Source organism: Micromonospora jinlongensis (assembly GCF_013410645.1).
Taxonomy (GTDB): domain Bacteria; phylum Actinomycetota; class Actinomycetes; order Mycobacteriales; family Micromonosporaceae; genus Micromonospora; species Micromonospora zamorensis.
This window is the reverse complement of the sequence record NZ_JACCHK010000001.1, coordinates 6,749,006-6,767,203: the sequence shown is the minus strand read 5'-3', so window position 1 is coordinate 6,767,203 and position 18,198 is coordinate 6,749,006. Positions and strand designations below refer to the sequence as shown.

General features: G+C 72.3%; 15 protein-coding genes. All 15 read right to left on the bottom strand.

What is annotated here, in order from left to right; genetic code table 11:
* Positions 1 to 64: 64 nt before the first annotated feature.
* Positions 65 to 1,048, bottom strand: a complete 984-nt coding sequence (locus HNR22_RS30490; RefSeq protein WP_179783275.1) for an AAA family ATPase — start codon at positions 1,046 to 1,048, stop codon at positions 65 to 67.
* A 254-nt stretch (positions 1,049 to 1,302) separates the two neighbouring features.
* On the bottom strand, positions 1,303 to 3,282 hold the full coding sequence (locus tag HNR22_RS30485; protein WP_179783789.1) for a primosomal protein N': 1,980 nt from the start codon (positions 3,280 to 3,282) through the stop codon (positions 1,303 to 1,305).
* Positions 3,279 to 4,472 carry a methionine adenosyltransferase gene (metK, locus tag HNR22_RS30480; protein WP_088947464.1) on the bottom strand — a complete coding sequence of 398 codons (1,194 nt, stop codon included), beginning with the start codon at positions 4,470 to 4,472 and terminating at the stop codon, positions 3,279 to 3,281. The genes HNR22_RS30485 and metK overlap by 4 nt, the downstream gene beginning before the upstream one ends.
* Positions 4,473 to 4,559: 87 nt before the next feature.
* Entirely contained in the window at positions 4,560 to 5,768 is a 1,209-nt protein-coding gene (gene coaBC, locus HNR22_RS30475) for a bifunctional phosphopantothenoylcysteine decarboxylase/phosphopantothenate--cysteine ligase CoaBC (RefSeq protein WP_179783274.1), read from the bottom strand.
* A gap of 14 nt (positions 5,769 to 5,782) precedes the next feature.
* On the bottom strand, positions 5,783 to 6,046 hold the full coding sequence (gene rpoZ / locus HNR22_RS30470) for a DNA-directed RNA polymerase subunit omega (protein WP_030335666.1): 264 nt from the start codon (positions 6,044 to 6,046) through the stop codon (positions 5,783 to 5,785).
* Between the two features lie 64 nt (positions 6,047 to 6,110).
* Complete coding sequence (locus tag HNR22_RS30465; RefSeq protein ID WP_179783273.1) at positions 6,111 to 6,644, bottom strand: nucleoside/nucleotide kinase family protein; 534 nt, start codon at positions 6,642 to 6,644, stop codon at positions 6,111 to 6,113.
* Positions 6,645 to 6,669: 25 nt separating this feature from the next.
* Positions 6,670 to 6,987, bottom strand: coding sequence for an integration host factor, actinobacterial type (gene mihF, locus HNR22_RS30460; RefSeq protein WP_030335662.1), 318 nt, complete (start codon positions 6,985 to 6,987; stop codon positions 6,670 to 6,672).
* A 178-nt stretch (positions 6,988 to 7,165) separates the two neighbouring features.
* Entirely contained in the window at positions 7,166 to 8,002 is an 837-nt protein-coding gene (gene pyrF, locus HNR22_RS30455) for an orotidine-5'-phosphate decarboxylase (protein WP_179783272.1), read from the bottom strand.
* A gap of 68 nt (positions 8,003 to 8,070) precedes the next feature.
* Positions 8,071 to 9,345, bottom strand: a complete 1,275-nt coding sequence (locus HNR22_RS30450; protein WP_179783271.1) for an adenosylmethionine--8-amino-7-oxononanoate transaminase — start codon at positions 9,343 to 9,345, stop codon at positions 8,071 to 8,073.
* A gap of 361 nt (positions 9,346 to 9,706) precedes the next feature.
* Positions 9,707 to 10,753 carry a quinone-dependent dihydroorotate dehydrogenase gene (locus HNR22_RS30445; protein ID WP_179783270.1) on the bottom strand — a complete coding sequence of 349 codons (1,047 nt, stop codon included), beginning with the start codon at positions 10,751 to 10,753 and terminating at the stop codon, positions 9,707 to 9,709.
* Positions 10,750 to 14,097, bottom strand: a complete 3,348-nt coding sequence (gene carB / locus HNR22_RS30440; RefSeq protein WP_179783269.1) for a carbamoyl-phosphate synthase large subunit — start codon at positions 14,095 to 14,097, stop codon at positions 10,750 to 10,752. Before carB ends, HNR22_RS30445 begins: the two co-directional genes overlap by 4 nt.
* Entirely contained in the window at positions 14,090 to 15,283 is a 1,194-nt protein-coding gene (gene carA / locus HNR22_RS30435) for a glutamine-hydrolyzing carbamoyl-phosphate synthase small subunit (protein WP_179783268.1), read from the bottom strand. The genes carB and carA overlap by 8 nt, the downstream gene beginning before the upstream one ends.
* Positions 15,283 to 16,560 (bottom strand): dihydroorotase, encoded by a 1,278-nt coding sequence (locus tag HNR22_RS30430; RefSeq protein WP_179783267.1) that lies wholly within the window; start codon positions 16,558 to 16,560, stop codon positions 15,283 to 15,285. Before HNR22_RS30430 ends, carA begins: the two co-directional genes overlap by 1 nt.
* Positions 16,557 to 17,483, bottom strand: a complete 927-nt coding sequence (locus HNR22_RS30425; protein ID WP_088947455.1) for an aspartate carbamoyltransferase catalytic subunit — start codon at positions 17,481 to 17,483, stop codon at positions 16,557 to 16,559. The genes HNR22_RS30430 and HNR22_RS30425 overlap by 4 nt, the downstream gene beginning before the upstream one ends.
* Positions 17,480 to 18,064, bottom strand: a complete 585-nt coding sequence (pyrR, locus tag HNR22_RS30420) for a bifunctional pyr operon transcriptional regulator/uracil phosphoribosyltransferase PyrR (protein WP_088947454.1) — start codon at positions 18,062 to 18,064, stop codon at positions 17,480 to 17,482. The genes HNR22_RS30425 and pyrR overlap by 4 nt, the downstream gene beginning before the upstream one ends.
* Positions 18,065 to 18,198 lie beyond the last annotated feature (134 nt).

Below are 18,198 nucleotides of genomic sequence, written 5' to 3'. Positions count from 1 at the left end.
CGAGCACACAGGCACCGACGACTCAGGCGCCGACGCCCAGAGCTCAGGCGCCGACGCCCGGGGGTCAGGCGCTGGCGGCCGGGTCCCCGGCGAGCACCGCGTCACCGCGGAGCAGCGCGGGCTCGGGCAGCGGCAGCTGGATCTTGTGAGCCGCCTCCCAGTCGTAGATCAGGCCGGGGCGGACCTGGGCGGCGAAGTAGTCGATCGCCGTCATCCCACCCACGACCGGCTCGTCGACCTCGGCGACCAGCTGGGCGGGGACCATGGAGAACCCGTTCTGGAGGGCGGCGCTGAGGCGGCGGTGACCGTCGACGACGAAGAAGTACTCGCCGGTGAACCCGATCTTCAGGGGTTCGAGGGCCTCGTCGCCAGCCTCGGCCACGTCGCCGACGAAGTCGGTGTCCCACAGATCGCGCAGCGTGGCGATGTCCTCGGTCGGGTAGACGCGGGCCGGGTCCAGCAGCAGCAGCGGCGGGCCGTCACGCAGCACCTCGGCGCCGAGCTTCCCCTCGTACGCGGCGACGATGTGCTCGATCACCTCGGTGGCGGACGCGCGGGTGGTGTCACAGATCAGGTCGTAGTTGCGCAGCCGGGCCTTGTCCACGCCGTAACGGACGATGAACCGGCTGCGCTCGCTCGCGCTGCGCTCACGGAGCTTGGCCTTGGCCTCCTCCAGCGAGGCGTAGCTCTCCGCCGGACCGGAAGGGCGGGCGAGCACCCGACGGGCCGCCTCGCCCGGCTCGGTGATCATGTGGACCTTGAGCGCGTCGGTGAAGAAGTGCCAGGCCAGCCGGGAGTCCATGATCAGGCGCTCACCGGAGGCGGCGATGTCCCGCTGAAGCTGGTCGACGTAGCCGTCGACAGCCTGGTCGAGCTCGGCGTGCAGGTTGAGCTGCAACGCGGTCATCTGCCGCTGCTGCGCCATCTCCCGGTAGAGGTCCCCCACGCTGACCCGGCGCATGCCGAGCCGCTTGGCGATCTCGACCGACACGGTGCTCTTGCCGCTGCCGAGGTCGCCGTTGAAGACGATCGATTGTCCAACGGTCACGACTGGTCCACCCCTGATCACCGGATCATTGACATCATCGACATCGCGCCCGAGCAACGCGTTACCGCCATTGTCGCGCCATCCTGCGGCGGCCCCGACTCGGCGCGTCCGACGCTCCGTCGCGACCTGGAGCCGCCGTACGCCTCGGCATGACGGGCGATGCTACCACTCTGACACCACCGCTCCGCCGGACGCGGTGTGCGGGGGCTACCCGGCGGACGGGCTGCGGCACCGCCGGCACCGGCGGAAACGCCTCAGAAGAGGCTCAACGGATCGACCTGGAGACGGACCGGGTCGGCGGCCTTGCGGGCGGCACGAACACCGGCAGCCGAGTGCAGCGCCTCGGCGAGCGCGGCAGCCCGGGCCCGGGGCACCCGGACCAGCATCCGCTCCCGGCCCTCCTCGGCCGGCACCGGCCCGAGCACCTCGGCGTCCGCGGGCAGCCGGGCAGCGGTGAGCAGGTCCGCCACCGCCTCGGCCGGGCCGGTGACGCTCGCCATCCGTACCGCCGGCGGGAAGCCCAACTCCCGGCGCTCGGCCAGCTCCCGGCCGGCGAACCAGGCCGCGTCCCAGCGCAGCAACGCCTGCACCGGGGCGAGCGCGCCGTCGGCGACCACCACCACCCGGCCGGCCGGCGCCGGGCGGGCCAGGGCCGCCGCGGCCAGCCAGCGCCGCAGGGCCTCCTCCCCGGCCCGCAGGTCGGCCCGGGTCAGCAGGGCCCACGAGTCGAGCAGCAGCACCGCGCCGTAGCCGCCCTCGGCGACCGGCTCCGCGCCCGGCGTGGCCACCACCAGGGCCGCGCCGCCGGGCACGTCGGTCAGCACCTCCTCGCGCCCCGAGGTGCGCACCGGGACGTCCGGGAACGCCCGGCCCAGCTCCTCGGCGGTCCGCCGGGCGCCGGTCACCGCGGCCCGCAGCCGCCGCCCACCGCACTCCGGGCAGGCGTACGCGGCGGCCACCCGCGCACACCACCGGCAGGCCGGGGTGCCGCCGGCCGAGGGCAGCGCGAGCGGGCCGGCGCAGTGCGCGCAGCGCGCCGGGGTGCGGCAGTCGGCGCAGGAGATCGACGGCAGGTAGCCGCGCCGGGGCACCTGCACCAGCACCGGTTGGTCCTGCCGGAGGGCGTCGCGGGCGGCCGTCCAGGCCAGGCTGGGCAGCCGGGCGGTGGCGGCCCCGGGGTCGCGGGCCAGTTGGGGGTCGTCGCCGGTCGGCGCGATGGCCGGGATGCGGGCCCGCACTGTCGCCCGGTCGGCGACCACCTCCCGAGCCCAGCCGGTCTCCAGCAGCAGCTGCGCCTCGGAGGTCCGGGCGTACCCACCGACCAGCGCCCCGGCCTCGGCGAGCTGGACGCGGGTGAGCAGCACGTCACGGGCGTGCGGGTAGGGGGCCCGGGGTTCGGAGTGCAGGTCGTCGCCGTCGTCCCAGATGGCGACCAGGCCGAGCCGGTCCACCGGGGCGAACATCGCCGCCCGGGTGCCGATCACCACCGGCACCTGCCCGCGGCTGGCGGCGAGGAACGCCCGGTAGCGTCGGGCCGGCCCGAGCGCGGCGGAGAGGCTGACGTGCCGTCCCGGACCGAGCACGCCGGTGAGCGCGGCGTCCAGCCGGTCGAGGTCACGGGCGTCGGGCACCACGACGACCGCGCCACGCCCCCCGGCGACGGTGGCGGCCACCGCGTCGGCGTAGCGGGCCGCCCAGTCCTCGCCGGGCAGCGCCGACCAGACCGCGCGCGGTGCCCGGCCGTCGGTGAGCGCGCGCAGCAGCGCGGGGCCGGTCGGGTAGTCCCGCCAGCCACGCGGGTCGACCGCTGCGGCCCCGGCGGCGGCCGTCGGGCCGGGTTCGTCGTCGCGGGGCTCCTTCTCGACCCGCGCGTGCCGGGGCGGCACGGCGAGCCGGAGCACGTCGGCGAGGTTGCCCGCGTACCGGTCGGCGACCGCCCGGGCCAGCCGGGCGACCTCGGGCGCCAGCACCGGCTCCGGCGAGACCACCTTCTCCAGGTACGCGAGGCGGCCGGTGTGCCCGGAGTCGTCGGCACGGGACAGCAACCACCCGTCGACGAGCTGCCCGGCGAAGCGCACCTTCACCCGGGTACCGGGCACCGCCACCTCGTCCAGCTCGGCGGGCACCAGGTAGTCGAACGGGCGGTCCAGGTGCGCCAGTCCGACATCCACGCAGACGCGCGCGACCGGCGACCCATCCGCGGGTCGCCGGTCGCTGCGCCTGGTGGCGGTCAGGCTCCCGCGGCCGACTTGAGGTCGGCGGCCCGGTCGGTGCTCTCCCAGGTCAGGTCCGGCAGCTCCCGGCCGAAGTGGCCGTACGCGGCGGTCTGCTGGTAGATCGGGCGGAGCAGGTTGAGGTCCCGGATGATCGCGGCCGGGCGCAGGTCGAACACCTCGGTGACGGCCTTCTCGATCGAGGAGACCGGCACGGTCTCGGTGCCGAACGTCTCGATGAACAGGCTCACCGGGTGCGCCTTGCCGATGGCGTAGGCGACCTGCGCCTCGCACCGCTCGGCCAGGCCGGCGGCGACCACGTTCTTGGCAACCCAGCGCATCGCGTACGCGGCCGAGCGGTCCACCTTGGACGGGTCCTTGCCGGAGAACGCGCCACCGCCGTGCCGGGCGTACCCACCGTAGGTGTCGACGATGATCTTGCGGCCGGTCAGGCCGGCGTCACCCATCGGGCCGCCGATCTCGAAGCGGCCGGTCGGGTTGACCAGCAGCCGGTAGCCCTCGGTGTCCAACCCGAGGCTCTCCAGCTCCGGCGCGATGACGTGGTCACGCACGTCCGGGGTGAGCAGCGAGTCCAGCGAGATGTCCGCGGCGTGCTGGCTGGACACGACCACGGTGTTCAGCCGGACCGGGCGCAGCCCCTCGTACTCGATGGTGACCTGGGTCTTGCCGTCCGGACGCAGGTAGGGGATCGTGCCGTCCTTGCGGACCGCGGCGAGCCGGCGGGCCAGCCGGTGGGCGAGGGCGATCGGCAGCGGCATCAGCTCGGGCGTCTCCGAGCAGGCGAAGCCGAACATCATGCCCTGGTCGCCGGCGCCCTGCGCGTCCAGCGCGCTCTCCGACGCCCCGGTACGCAGCTCGAAGGCGTTGTCCACGCCCTGCGCGATGTCCTCGGACTGCGCGCCGATGGAGACGCTGACCCCGCAGGAGGCGCCGTCGAAGCCCTTCTTCGACGAGTCGTAGCCGATGTCGAGGATGGTCCGGCGGACGATCGTCGGGATGTCGGCGTACGCCTTGGTGGTCACCTCACCGGCGATGTGCACCTGGCCGGTGGTGATCATGGTCTCCACCGCCACCCGGCTGTGCGGGTCCTCGGCCAGCAGCGCGTCGAGGATGCCATCGCTGATCTGGTCAGCGATCTTGTCCGGGTGGCCTTCCGTGACCGATTCGGACGTGAAGAGACGGCGTGTCACGGCACTCCTAAGCGTGTGAGGTCGTTCCGCGGCAGTCTAATCACCACTGCGGCCGGTGTCGGGATCGGTCGCGCCGATTACCACTCGTCAGGAACTGCCGGGCAGCCGCGCCACGACGAGATCCCAGACGGTGTCGGCCACGGCCTCCTTGGCCTGCTCGGGAAGCCGGCTGACCGAGCCGTCCGCCCCGATGACCGTCACCGTGTTGGTGTCGGCGCCGAAGACCTTGTCGGGGCCAACCTCGTTGATCACGATCAGGTCGGCCCGCTTCCGGGCGAGTTTTGCTCGGCCGTTGGCCTCGGCGTCGCCGGTCTCGGCGGCGAACACCACCAGCAGCTGCTCCGGTCGCTTGCGCTGGCCGAGCTCTGCTGCGATGTCGGGGTTCGTGACGAGCTCGATGGTGGGCGCGACACCATCGTCGGACTTCTTGATTTTGCCAGCCGCGTACGTCGCCGGCCGGAAATCGGCCGGAGCCGCAGCCATCACCACCGCGTCGGCGTCGACGGCGGCCTTCACCGTCGCCTCCCGCAGCTCGGCGGTGGTGCCCACCCGGATCAGATCGACCCCGGCGGGGTCGGGCAGGGAGACGTTCGCCGCGATCAGGGTGACGCGGGCGCCCCGGGCCACGGCGGCACGGGCGAACGCGTAACCCTGCTTGCCCGAGGAGCGGTTGCCCAGGAAACGGACCGGGTCCAGTGGCTCCCGGGTGCCACCCGCGGTGACGACCACCCGACGGCCGGCCAGGTCGGTGGGGGCGACGTCGCCCCGGGCCAGCACCTGACGGGCGATGGCGAAGATCTCCGCCGGGTCGGGCAGCCGCCCCTTGCCGGTGTCGACGCCGGTGAGCCGGCCGACGGCGGGCTCGATGACCCGGACGCCCCGGGAACGCAGCGTGGCGACGTTGGCGACGGTGGCCGGGTGCTCCCACATCTCGGTGTGCATGGCGGGGGCCAGCAGCACCGGGCAGCGGGCGGTCAGCAGGGTGTTGGTCAGCAGGTCGTCGGCGAGCCCGTGCGCGGCCTTGGCAAGCAGGTCGGTGGTGGTCGGCGCGACGACCACCAGATCGGCCTGCTTACCGAGTCGGACGTGCGGCACCTCGTGGACGTCGGTCCAGACATCGTCGGCGACCGGCTGGCCGGAGAGTGCCGCCCAGGTCGGCGCCCCGACGAACCGGAGCGCCGACGCGGTCGGCACGACACGGACCCGGTGACCTGATTCGGTGAAGAGTCGCAGCAGCTCGCACGCCTTGTAGGCGGCGATGCCGCCGCCGACCCCGAGGACGATCGAGGCGGACATCGGCCGGCGAGTGCTTACGGCTGGTCGGTCGGCTCGGCGGTGAGCAGGCCCGAGTTGATCTCGCGCATGGCGATGGAGAGGGGCTTCTCCTGCGGGGTGGTCTCGACGAGCGGGCCGACGTACTCCAGCAGACCCTCACCGAGCTGGCTGTAGTAGGCGTTGACCTGGCGCGCGCGCTTGGCGGCGAAGATGACCAGCGCGTACTTCGACGTCGTCTTCTCGAGGAGCTCGTCGATCGGCGGGTTGGTGATGCCTTCGGGGTTGGCGATGGATCCCACGAATTAACCTCTGCGTCTTTCGAGCCGCGCGGACGCGGTGCTGAGTCTCAACAGCGGCCGACCGTCAGCCGCGCACTCGCGACCAGGTCGGATCCGGATAAGAAGAACCGAGTAAGCCTACCAGCTCGTCGGCGACCCGCTCGGTGAGGTCGTGCGTGAGCGTGTGCTCGAAGGCGGCCGCCACCACGGCGTCGGGGTGATACCCGGGTGGGCTCAGCAGCACCAGCCGCGAGTCGGGCAGGCGCGCACGCACCAGCGGGGCGCCGGGCAGGTCGAGCGGGAGAAGCACCGGCTGCCCGGCGTCGAGCCGGGCGCGCAGCGGTTGGTACGGGGTGCCCCGGCGGTACGAGCCGATCCGGGACCACTCCAGCAGCTCGCCGGCGACGAGCCGGCGATCGAACTCGGCGGGGGCGAGGAAGACGCGGTCAACGCCGTCGATTTCCGACTCCCGGCGCGGCCGTGTGGTCGCCGGCACCGGCAACCACACGGACGGAGAACGCGCCCGGACGAGCTCGACGACACTCTCCCTGCCGGAACCCGAAGGTCCAGCCAGGACAGTGAGCCGAGCCGCCGGGCGCGCCTCGTCATCCGTGCTCACTGCTTGTTTCTACACGCTGCCAGGTTCAGTTGGCGGCGAACTCTCCAAGCAGTGCCTTGCGCTGCTGCTCGCCGAGGCCACGCAGGCGACGGCTGTCGGCGATCTTGAGCTTCTCCATGATCTGGGTAGCCCGGATCTTGCCGATACCCGGCATGGCCTGCAGGACGGCCGAAACCTTGAGCTTGCCGACGACGTCGTCGCTCTCGGCGCGCTCAAGGACAGCACCGAGGGTGGTCTTGCCCTGCTTGAGCTGCTCCTTCAGCTGAGCACGGGCCTTGCGGATCTCCGCGGCCTTCTCGAGCGCGGCAGCGCGTTGTTCGGGGGTCAGTGACGGGAGCGGCACCAGTTCTCCTCAGGTCCCTATCGCGGCGGGCGGGGCGCACCGCCGCATCTGTGAAACGTGGTGTCGCTGTGAACCAAGGGGTCCGTGGTTCCCAGCGCGGGGAAAACTAGCGGTCAACGGAGCTTTCGGCAACGTGGGGGGCCCATGATCAACGCACAGTGACCGACCCGTCAGTCAGTCACCGGGCAGGCAGAACGGCCCGACAGTCGGCCAGAACCCGGTCCGCGGCGGCCCGCAGGGCAGCGACGTCGGGGCCCGCCGAGAGCACCTCCCGGGAGTACGACGGGAGCACCGAGCCCAGGCTCGAACCGAAGACGGTACGCAGATCGGCTGCCCCGGCACCCTGCGCGCCGAGGCCCGGGGCGAGCAGTGGACCCCCCACGCCGGCGAGGTCGTGGCCGGTGTCGCCGATGGTCGCCCCGACTACCAGACCGAAGCTCCCGAGCGGGGTCACACCCCTGTTGAGCTGGGAAATCTCGTCGATGACGGTCTGCGCCACGGTGCGGCCGTCGGCCGTACGGGCCCGCTGCACGGCCGCGCCCTCGGGGTTGGAGGTGAGGGCGAGCACGAACACCCCGCCGCCGTGCTCGGCGGCCAACTCGAACATCGGCGCCAGCGAACCGACCCCGAGGTAGGGGCTCGCGGTGACCGCGTCGACATACAGCGGGCTGGATGGATCAAGGTACGCGGAGGCGTACGCGCTCACCGTCGAGCCGATGTCGCCGCGCTTGACGTCAAGGAGAACGAGCGAGCCGGCATCCCGTAACTGTCGGATAGTTGACTCAAGAATCGCCACGCCGTGAGACCCGAACCGCTCGAAAAAGGCCGACTGAGGCTTGACCACCGCAACCCGGTCACCGAGGGCTTCCACGACGGTTTGGGTGAAGCGGTCAAGACCCTGAAGGTCGTCGGCGAGGCCCCAGCGGGCCAGTAGACCGGGATGCGGGTCGATGCCGACACAGAGCGGCCCCCGCTCGTCAATCGCCCGGTGCAGCCGGCTTCCGAAGATCTCCATCCGGTACTCCCTCTCTCCTCCTGCCGGGCGGCGAACCGCCTCCCGGGTACCCGTCGACCACGACCGGTTCAGCCGGCCGCCACCGCCGCCGCGACGCCGGCCGCGATCCGAGCCAGGTCGACGTCGTCGGTGACGTACGGCGGCATCGTGTAGACCAGGTCGCCGAACGGGCGCAACCACACCCCCTGCTCGGCCGCGGCCCTGGTGGCCGCGCCGAGATCGACCTCGTGATCGAGCTGCACCACCCCGATCGCGCCGAGCACCCGCACGTCGGCGACGCCCGGCGTGCCGCGCAGCGGCTCCAGGCCGGCACGCAGACCGGCACCGACCCTGGCGACCTGCCCCGCCCAGTCCCCGGCCCGCAGCAGCCCGATGGAGGCGTTGGCCACCGCGCAGGCCAGCGGGTTGCCCATGAACGTGGGCCCGTGCGCCAGCACGCCGGCGGCGGAGATGCCACGGGCCACCTCCGGGGTGCAGAGCGTCGCCGCGAGCGTCAGGTAGCCCCCGGTGAGGGCCTTGCCCACGCACAGCACGTCCGGGGTCACCCCGGCGTGCTCGGCCGCGAACATGGCACCGGTACGGCCGAACCCGGTGGCGATCTCGTCGAAGATCAGCAGCACCCCGTGGGCGCGGGTCACCTCGCGCAGCACCCGCAGGTAGCCCGGGTGGTGGAAGCGCATCCCGCCGGCGCCCTGGACGACGGGTTCGACGATCACCGCGGCCAGTTCGTCGGCGTACCGCTCGACGGTCTCCACCAACGCCGCCACGTACGCGTCGTCGGGCGGGTCGTCGAAGCCGCCCGGCGGGACCGGCGCGAACACCTGCCGGGGCAGCACGTCGCCCCAGAGGTGGTGCATGCCACCCTCCGGGTCGCAGACGCTCATCGGGTGGAACGTGTCGCCGTGGTAGCCGCCCCGCCAGGTCGCCAGGCGGCGTCGCTGCGGCCGCCCGACGGCCCGCTGGTACTGCAGGCACATCTTCACCGCCACCTCCACGCTGACGGAGCCGGAGTCGGCCAGGAAGACGTGCTCCAGGCCCTCCGGGGTCAGCTCGACCAGGGTCCGGGCGAGCTGCACGGCGGGCTCGTGGGTGAGCCCGCCGAACATCACGTGACTCATCCGGCCGAGCTGATCGGTCACCGCCGCGTCCAGCACCGGGTGCCGGTACCCGTGGATCGCCGCCCACCAGGACGACATCCCGTCCACCAGCTCCCGCCCGTCGGCCAGCCGCAGCCGTACCCCCTCGGCGCTGGACACCACGTACGGCGGGTTCGTCGGCGGCAGCGCGGCGTACGGATGCCAGACGTGCGCCCGGTCGGCGGCCAGGATCTCCTCGGGTGTCACACGTACTCCTTTCGGGGCGCGAACCGGCCGAACGGCGGTCGTCCTTCGGCCGGTCGAACCACTCCGTCGCCGCCTTTGCTCTGCACCCACGGGCGCGACACCCCAGGGCGCGACACCCCAGGACGCGACACCCCAGGACGCGACACCCGGCGGCCGGATGCCGCGCTCCGGCGGGCGGTGGTGCACCGACGGGTGCAGAGCAACCGGGTGGTGGTGGTGCACCCACGGGTGCAGAGCAACCGAGTGACGGCTGTGGTGCATCCGCGGGTGCAGAGCAAAGGGTCCGTAGCAGGGGTGGTCTCCTTGGCGCGGAGCCGGCTCGGCGCCGGGTCGGGCCGGGCCGGCACCACGCCGTGTGCGGTCACCGGCCGGCGACCGGATCCGGTGTCACCGCCGTGGCACTCGCCCGGGCGGCGGCCCGGACCAGGGCCGGGCCCCGGTAGATGAAACCGGTGTAGAGCTGCACCAGGGACGCCCCGGCGTCGAACATCCGCGCCGCGTCGTCCGGGTCGAGCACCCCGCCGACGCCGACGATCGGTAGCCGGCCACCGGTCTCGGAGTGCACGAAGGCGACCACGTCGCGGGCCCGCCCGGTCAGCGGTCGACCGGAGAGACCACCCGCCTCGGCGCCGCGCTCAGCGTCCACAGTGGCCAACCCGGTACGGGCCAGGGTGGTGTTGGTGGCGATCACCCCGGCGGCGCCCCGGGCCAGGCACACCTCCAGCAGCTCGGCGATCGCCGCCTCGGTCAGGTCCGGCGCGATCTTGACCAGCACCGGCTTCTCCCCCACCAGGGCGCCGAGCAGCGCGTCCAGGTGGGCGCGGTCCTGCAACGAGCGCAACCCAGGGGTGTTCGGTGAGGACACGTTCACGGCGAAGTAGTCGCCATGCCCGCGCAACGCCCGGTACGAGGCGAGGTAGTCCTCGACCGCCTCGTCGAGCGGGGTCACCTTGGACTTGCCCAGCGAGATACCCAGCGGCACCCCGAGCGGGCGCGGCAGCGCCGCCAGCCGGGTGGCCAGCGCGGCGGCCCCGGCGTTGTTGAAGCCCATCCGGTTGACCACGGCCTCGCTGGCCGGCAGGCGGAACAGCCGCGGCCGTGGGTTGCCCGGCTGGGCGTGCGCGGTGACAGTGCCGACCTCGACGAAACCGAAGCCGAGCGCCGGCCAGGCCGGCAGCGCCGCCCCGTCCTTGTCCATGCCGGCGGCCAGCCCGACCGGGTTGGGGAACCGCACGCCGAACACCGTGCGCGGCGCGTTGACCGCGTACCGGGCCCGCAGCGCGGCGAGGGCCACCGGACGCCGCGACAGGGCGCTCAACCGCCGCAGTGTCCACTCGTGCGCCACTTCGGCGTCCCCACCGCCGAGCCGGAACAACTGGGGCCGCACCACCCGCTCGAACACTGTCACTGGGCCGCCCGCAGGGTGGCGTGCAGATCCTGCAGGGGGCGTACCTGCATGTCACCGCGGATCCGCGCCTCGATGCCCATCACGGCCGCGGCGGCGCCGGGAACCGTGGTGATGCAGGGGATGTCGGCGGTGACGGCCGCGCTGCGGATCTCGTAGCCGTCGGATCGGGCGCTGGCACCCGAGCCCTGCGGCGTGTTGATCACCAGCGCCACGTGGCCGCCGCCGATCAGCGACACCGCGTCGTCGCCCTCACCGGCCTGGTAGTGCTTGCGGATCTGCTCGCAGGCGATGCCGTGCCGGCGCAGCACCTCGGCCGTACCGGCGGTCGCGACGATCTCGAAGCCCAGATCGGCCAGCCGCTTGATCGGGAAGATCATGCCGCGCTTGTCCCGGTTGGCCACCGACACGAAGATCTTCCCGGCGGTCGGCAGCGAGCCGTACGCGGCGGACTGGCTCTTGGCGAACGCGTGCCCGAAGTTGGTGTCGATGCCCATCACCTCACCGGTCGACTTCATCTCCGGCCCGAGCAGCGAGTCGATCCCCTTGCCGGCGCGCGTCCGGAAGCGCTTGAACGGCAGCACCGCCTCCTTGACCGCGACCGGCGCGTCGGCGGGCATCGTGCCCCCGTCCCCGGTCGCCGGCAGCAGGCCCTCGGCGCGCAACTCGGTGACGCTCGCGCCGAGCGCGATCCGGGCCGCCGCCTTGGCCAGCGGCACCGCCGTCGCCTTGGAGACGAACGGAACGGTCCGCGACGCCCGCGGGTTGGCCTCCAGGACGTAGAGCACGTCGTCCTTGAGGGCGTACTGCACGTTGAGCAGACCGCGGACGCCGACGCCACGCGCGATGGCCTCGGTGTAGCGGCGCACCTCGGCCAGGTGCGAGCCGGCGAGGGTGATCGGCGGCAACGCGCAGGACGAGTCACCGGAGTGGATGCCGGCCTCCTCGATGTGCTCCATCACGCCGCCGATGTAGACCTCGCCGTCGGCGTCGCAGAGCGCGTCCACGTCGATCTCGATGGCGTCGTCGAGGAACCGGTCCACCAGCACCGGGTGATCCGGGGAAATGTCGGTGGCCCGTCCGATGTAGTCGCGCAGCGTCGGGTCGTCGTAGACGATCTCCATGCCCCGCCCGCCCAGCACGTACGACGGCCTGACCAGCACCGGGTAACCGATCTCGTCGGCGATCGTCTTGGCCTCGTCGTAGGACGTGGCCATGCCGTGCGCCGGCGCGCGCAGCCCGGCCCGGGCCAGCACCGCGCCGAACGCGCCCCGCTCCTCGGCCAGGTGGATCGACTCCGGGGAGGTGCCGACGATCGGCACACCGGCGTTCTTGAGCCGTTGCGCCAGGCCCAGCGGCGTCTGCCCGCCGAGCTGTACGACCACCCCGACCACGCCCGGCCCGCCGGCCGCCCGGCCGGACGAGTCCTCCGCGTGCCAAACCTCCAGGACGTCCTCGAAGGTCAGCGGCTCGAAGTAGAGCCGGTCGGCGGTGTCGTAGTCGGTCGAGACCGTCTCCGGGTTGCAGTTGACCATGACCGTCTCGTAGCCGGCGGCCCGCAGCGCCTGCACCGCGTGCACGCAGGAGTAGTCGAACTCGATGCCCTGCCCGATCCGGTTCGGGCCGGAGCCCAGGATCAGCACCTTCGGCCGGTCCGACGGCACGACCTCGGTCTCCAGGTCGTACGTCGAGTAGTGGTACGGCGTGGTGGCCTCGAACTCGGCCGCGCAGGTGTCCACCGTCTTGTAGACCGGGCGCACGTCGAGGCGGTGCCGCAGGGTCCGTACGCCGTCCTCGGCGGCCAGCTCCGGGCGCAGCGCGGCGAGCTGCCGGTCGGACAGCCCGGCCCGCTTCGCCACCCGCAACAGGTCGGCGTCGAGCACCGGCGCGTCCACGATCTCCGTGCGCAGCTCGATCAGGGCGGCGATCTGGTCGAGAAACCACGGGTCGATCCCGCCGGAGGCCTCGACGACCTCGGCGATCGACGCGCCGAGGCGCAGCGCCCGCTCGACGGTGTACAGCCGGCCGTCGTGCGGGATCCGCAACGCGGCGAGAGTGTCCGCGAGGGTGACGCCAGCCGGGTCCGGCACGGTCCAGAAACCGGCGGCCTTGGTTTCCATCGAGCGCATCGCCTTGTTCAGCGCCTCGGTGAAGTTGCGCCCGAGGCTCATCGCCTCGCCCACCGACTTCATCGTGGTGGTCAGCTCCGGGTCCGCGCCGGGGAACTTCTCGAACGCGAACCGGGGGATCTTCACCACCACGTAGTCCAGGGTCGGCTCGAACGCCGCCGGGGTCTTCAGGGTGATGTCGTTGGGGATCTCGTCGAGGGTGTAGCCGATGGCCAGCTTCGCGGCGATCTTCGCGATCGGGAAGCCGGTCGCCTTGGAGGCCAGCGCCGAGGAGCGCGACACCCGGGGGTTCATCTCGATCACGACGATCCGGCCGTCGACGGGGTTGACCGCGAACTGGATGTTGCAGCCGCCGGTGTCCACCCCGACCTCGCGCAGCACGGCGATGCCCAGGTCACGCAGGCGCTGGTACTCCCGGTCGGTGAGCGTCATGGCCGGGGCCACGGTGACGCTGTCGCCGGTGTGCACACCCATCGGGTCGATGTTCTCGATCGAGCAGACCACCACGACGTTGTCCCGCCGGTCACGCATCAGCTCAAGCTCGTACTCCTTCCAACCGAGCACGCTCTCCTCGATGAGCACCTCGTGCACCGGGCTGGCGGACAGGCCGTCGCCGGCGATGCGGGCCAGGTCCTCCGGGGTGTGCGCCATGCCGGAGCCCAGGCCACCCATGGTGAACGACGGCCGGATCACCACCGGCAGACCCAGCTCGGCGACGGTCGCCTCGACCTCGTCCATCGAGTGGCAGACCCGGGAGCGGGGCACCAGCCCGGTCGGGTCGTCGACGCCCAGACGGACCCCGGCCTTCGCCACGATCTCCTTGAACAGCTGCCGGTCCTCGCCGCGGTTGATGGCGTCGATGTTCGCGCCGATCAACTCCACGCCGTACTTCTCCAGGACGCCGCCCTCGTGCAGGGCGACGGCCGTGTTCAGCGCGGTCTGCCCGCCGAGGGTCGCCAGGATCGCGTCGGGGCGCTCCTTGGCGATGACCAGCTCCACGAACTCCGGGGTGATCGGCTCGACGTAGGTGGCGTCGGCGAACTCCGGGTCCGTCATGATCGTCGCCGGGTTGGAGTTGACCAGGCTGACGCGGATCCCCTCACTGCGCAGCACCCGGCACGCCTGGGTGCCGGAGTAGTCGAACTCGCAGGCCTGCCCGATGACGATCGGCCCGGAGCCGATCACGAGGATGTGCTTGAGATCGGTCCGCTTAGGCATTGCTGCGCCCCCTGCTGTGGGTCCGGCCCTCACTGGGCCGCCGGTCGAGGGCACGGCCCTCGATCAGATCGGCGAATCGGTCGAAGAGATAGTCGGCGTCATGCGGGCCGGCCGCCGCCTCCGGGTGGTACTGCACCGTGAACGCGGGCACGTCCACGGCCCGCAGCCCCTCGACCACGTTGTCATTGAGGCAGACGTGCGACACCTGGACGCCGCCGAAGTCGGTGTCGATCACCTGGTCGGGGACCACCGCGCCAGCGCCCGCGCCCGGCACCTGCACCGCGAAGCCGTGGTTGTGGCTGGTCACCTCGACCTTGCCGGTGACCCGGTCGAGCACCGGCTGGTTGATCCCCCGGTGGCCGTAGCCCAGCTTGTAGGTGCCGAAGCCGAGCGCCCGGCCGAGGATCTGGCTGCCGAAGCAGATGCCGAACAGCGGCACCTCCCGCCGCAGCGCCTCCCGGGCCAGCGCCACCGGGGCGTCGGCGGTGGCCGGGTCGCCCGGACCGGGCGACAGGAAGATCGCGTCGGCGCCGGTGGCGAGCAGGTCGTCGATGCTCGACGAGGCCGGCAGCACGTGGGTGGTCACCCCACGGCTGGCGAGCCGGCGCGGCACGTTGCGCTTGATGCCCAGGTCGAGGGCCGCCACGGTGAACCGGTGCTCACCGAGGGCCTCGACGACGTACGGCTGGGCGGTGGTCACCTCGGCGGACAGGTCCGCGCCGACCATCTGCGGCGCCTGGCGGACGCGGGTCAGCAGGCTCTGCGGGTCGTTGTCGACGCTGGAGATGCCCACCCGCATGGCGCCACGCTCGCGCAGGTGCCGGGTCAGCGCCCGGGTGTCCACCCCGCTGATGCCCACCACACCCTCGGTGGCGAGCCGGTCCTCCAGGCCGCCGGTGGCGCGCCAGTTCGAGCCGATCCGGGCCGGGTCACGTACGACGTAACCGGCCACCCAGATCCGGCCGGACTCGTCGTCCTCGCCGTTGACTCCGGTGTTGCCGATGTGCGGCGCGGTCTGCACCACCACCTGCCGGTGGTACGACGGGTCGGTGAGCGTCTCCTGGTAGCCGGTCATGCCGGTGTTGAAGACCGCCTCACCGAAGGTCTCCCCGACGCTGCCGTACGCCTCACCGGGGAACGTGCGCCCGTCCTCGAGGACCAGGATTGCGGGTCTGCGCTTGACCATTACTTGACAGCCTTTCCGTCCAGGACCGTCGGCTCGCCACGCAGGAAGGTCGCCACGATGCGACCCGGCAGCGTCATGCGGGCGTACGGGGTGTTGCGACTGCGACTGGCCAGCTCCGCCGGCTCGATGGTGCGGCGGGCTGCCGGGTCGATCACTGTCAGGTTGGCCGGCACGCCGGGTGCCGGGTCGACGCCGTGCCCGGTCAGCCCCGCGATGCGGGCGGGGGTGCGCGACATCCGCTCGGCGATCAGGTCCCACTCGGGCCCGAGCACGTCGAGCGCGATGGACAGGGCCGTCTCCAGACCGAGCATCCCCGGCCGGGCGTACGCCCACTCGCACTCCTTGTCCTCCACGGCGTGGGGGGCGTGGTCGGTGGCGATGATGTCGATGACCCCGTCGGCGAGCGCGGCGCGCAACGCGGCGATGTCCGCGGCCGTCCGCAGCGGCGGGTTCACCTTGAAGACCGGGTCGTAGCTCTCCGCACGCTCGTCGGTGAGCAGCAGGTGGTGCGGGGTGACCTCGGCGGTGACGCGTACCCCGCGTGCCTTTGCCTGGCGCAGCACCTCGACGCTGCCGGCGGTGGAGACGTGGCAGACGTGCAGTCGGCTGCCGACGTGTTCGGCGAGCAGCACGTCGCGGGCGATGATCGCCTCCTCGGCGACCGCCGGCCAGCCGATCAGCCCGAGCCGGGTGGAGACCTCGCCCTCGTGCATCTGGGCGCCCTCGGTGAGCCGGGGCTCCTCGGCGTGCTGGGCGATGATCCCGTCGAACGCCTTGACGTACTCCAGGGCCCGGCGCATCAGCAACGGGTCGGCCACGCAGTGCCCGTCGTCGGAGAAGATCCGCACCCGGGCCGCTGAGTCGGCCATCGCGCCCAGCTCGGCCAGCCGCTCGCCGGCGAGCCCGACGGTGACCGCGCCGATCGGCTGCACGTCGACCAGCCCGGCCTCGCGGCCGAGCCGCCAGACCTGCTCGACCACGCCGGCGGTGTCCGCGACCGGGGAGGTGTTGGCCATCGCGCAGACCGCCGTGTAGCCACCCATCGCCGCCGCGCGGGACCCCGACTCGACGGTCTCGGCGTCCTCCCGGCCGGGCTCACGCAGGTGGGTGTGCAGGTCGACGAGGCCGGGCAGGGCGACCAGCCCGGTGCCGTCGACGACGGTGGCATCGGGCGCGGACAGGCCGACGCCGACCTCGGCCACCACGCCGTCGCGGATCAGCAGATCGGTCGGCGGGCCGCCGACGACGCTCACGCTGGTGATCAGGTACGCGCTCACCGGTTGTTCCCTCCGAGCAGCAGGTAAAGGACGGCCATCCGCACGGAGACCCCGTTGGTGACCTGTTCGACGATGGTGGAGCGGGGTGAGTCGGCGACCTCGGGGGTGATCTCCATCCCCCGGTTCATCGGGCCGGGGTGCATGACGATCGCGTGCTCCGGCAGCCGGCGCATCCGCGGGCCGTCCAGCCCGTAGCGGCGGGCGTACTCGCGCGCGGAGGGGAAGTAGGAGTCGTTCATCCGCTCCCGCTGCACCCGCAGCATCATCACCACGTCGACATTCGGCAGCACCGAGTCCAGGTCGTAGGAGACGTCGGTGGCCGGCGCCAACGCTCCGGCGATGTCGACCGGGATGAGGGTGGGCGGGCCGACCAGGGTGACCTTGGCGCCGAGGGTGGAGAGCAGCAGCACGTTGGAGCGGGCGACCCGGGAGTGCAGGACGTCCCCGACGACCGCGACGGACAGGCCGGCCAGTCGGCCCAGCCGGGACCGCATGGTGTACGCGTCCAGCAACGCCTGGGTGGGGTGCTCGTGGGTGCCGTCGCCGGCGTTGACGACCGACCCGTCGACCCAGTTGGCCAGTCGGTGCGGCGCGCCGGAGGCCGGGTGCCGAACGACGACGGCGTCGGCGCCCATGGCCTGCAGGGTCAGCGCGGTGTCCTTCAGGCTCTCGCCCTTGGTGACGCTGGACCCCTTCGCGGAAAAGTTGATCACGTCGGCGCTGAGCCGCTTCGCCGCCGCCTCGAAGGAGATCCGGGTGCGGGTGGAGTCCTCGTAGAAGAGGTTCACCACGGTCCGGCCGCGCAGCGCGGGCAGTTTCTTGATCTCCCGGCCGGCGACGGTGGCCATCTCGGCGGCGGTGTCCAGGATCTCGGTGGCGGTCGCGGCGTCCAGGTCGGCCCCGGAGAGCAGATGCTTGATCATGAGGTGGGTCCCCCGTAGAGCTTGACCTCGTCCGTTCCGTCGGTCTCGGCGAGCGTCACCTTCACGCTCTCGGCGAGCGAGGTCGGGATGTTCTTGCCGACGTAGTCGGCGCGGATCGGCAGCTCCCGGTGGCCACGATCGACCAGGACAGCGAGCTGCACGGACGCTGGGCGGCCCACGTCGTTGAGCGCGTCGAGCGCGGCCCGGACGGTGCGGCCGGAGAACAGCACGTCGTCGACGAGGATGACCCGCTTGCCGTCGATGCCGCCGGGCGGCAACTCGGTCGGGCCGATCGCGCGGGTGGCGTGCCGGCGCAGGTCGTCGCGGTAGAGGGTGATGTCGAGCACACCGACCGGAACGGCGACGTCCTCGAAGGTGCTGATCCGGTCGGCGAGCCGCCGAGCGAGGGGGGTTCCTCTGGTGGGAATCCCAAGAAGCACCGTGTTGGCGGCGCCCTGGGTCTTCTCCAGGATCTGGTGGGCGATGCGGTCGACCACGCGTTGCACGTCGGCGCTGGCGAGGATCACCTTCACCGAGGGTTGTCGCGGTGGTGACGAGCGGGCAGCCGGTGGGTATGCCACGGCGGACCTCCTTCCCCGCCTCACTGGACGGGTCGTTAAAGGATGTCGGGCACCTCCGGCCGGACCGCAGAGCGCTCCTGAGCCGGGGCTTCACGCCACGTTACCAGTGGTCACCGGGCCGATGGACGGCGGCC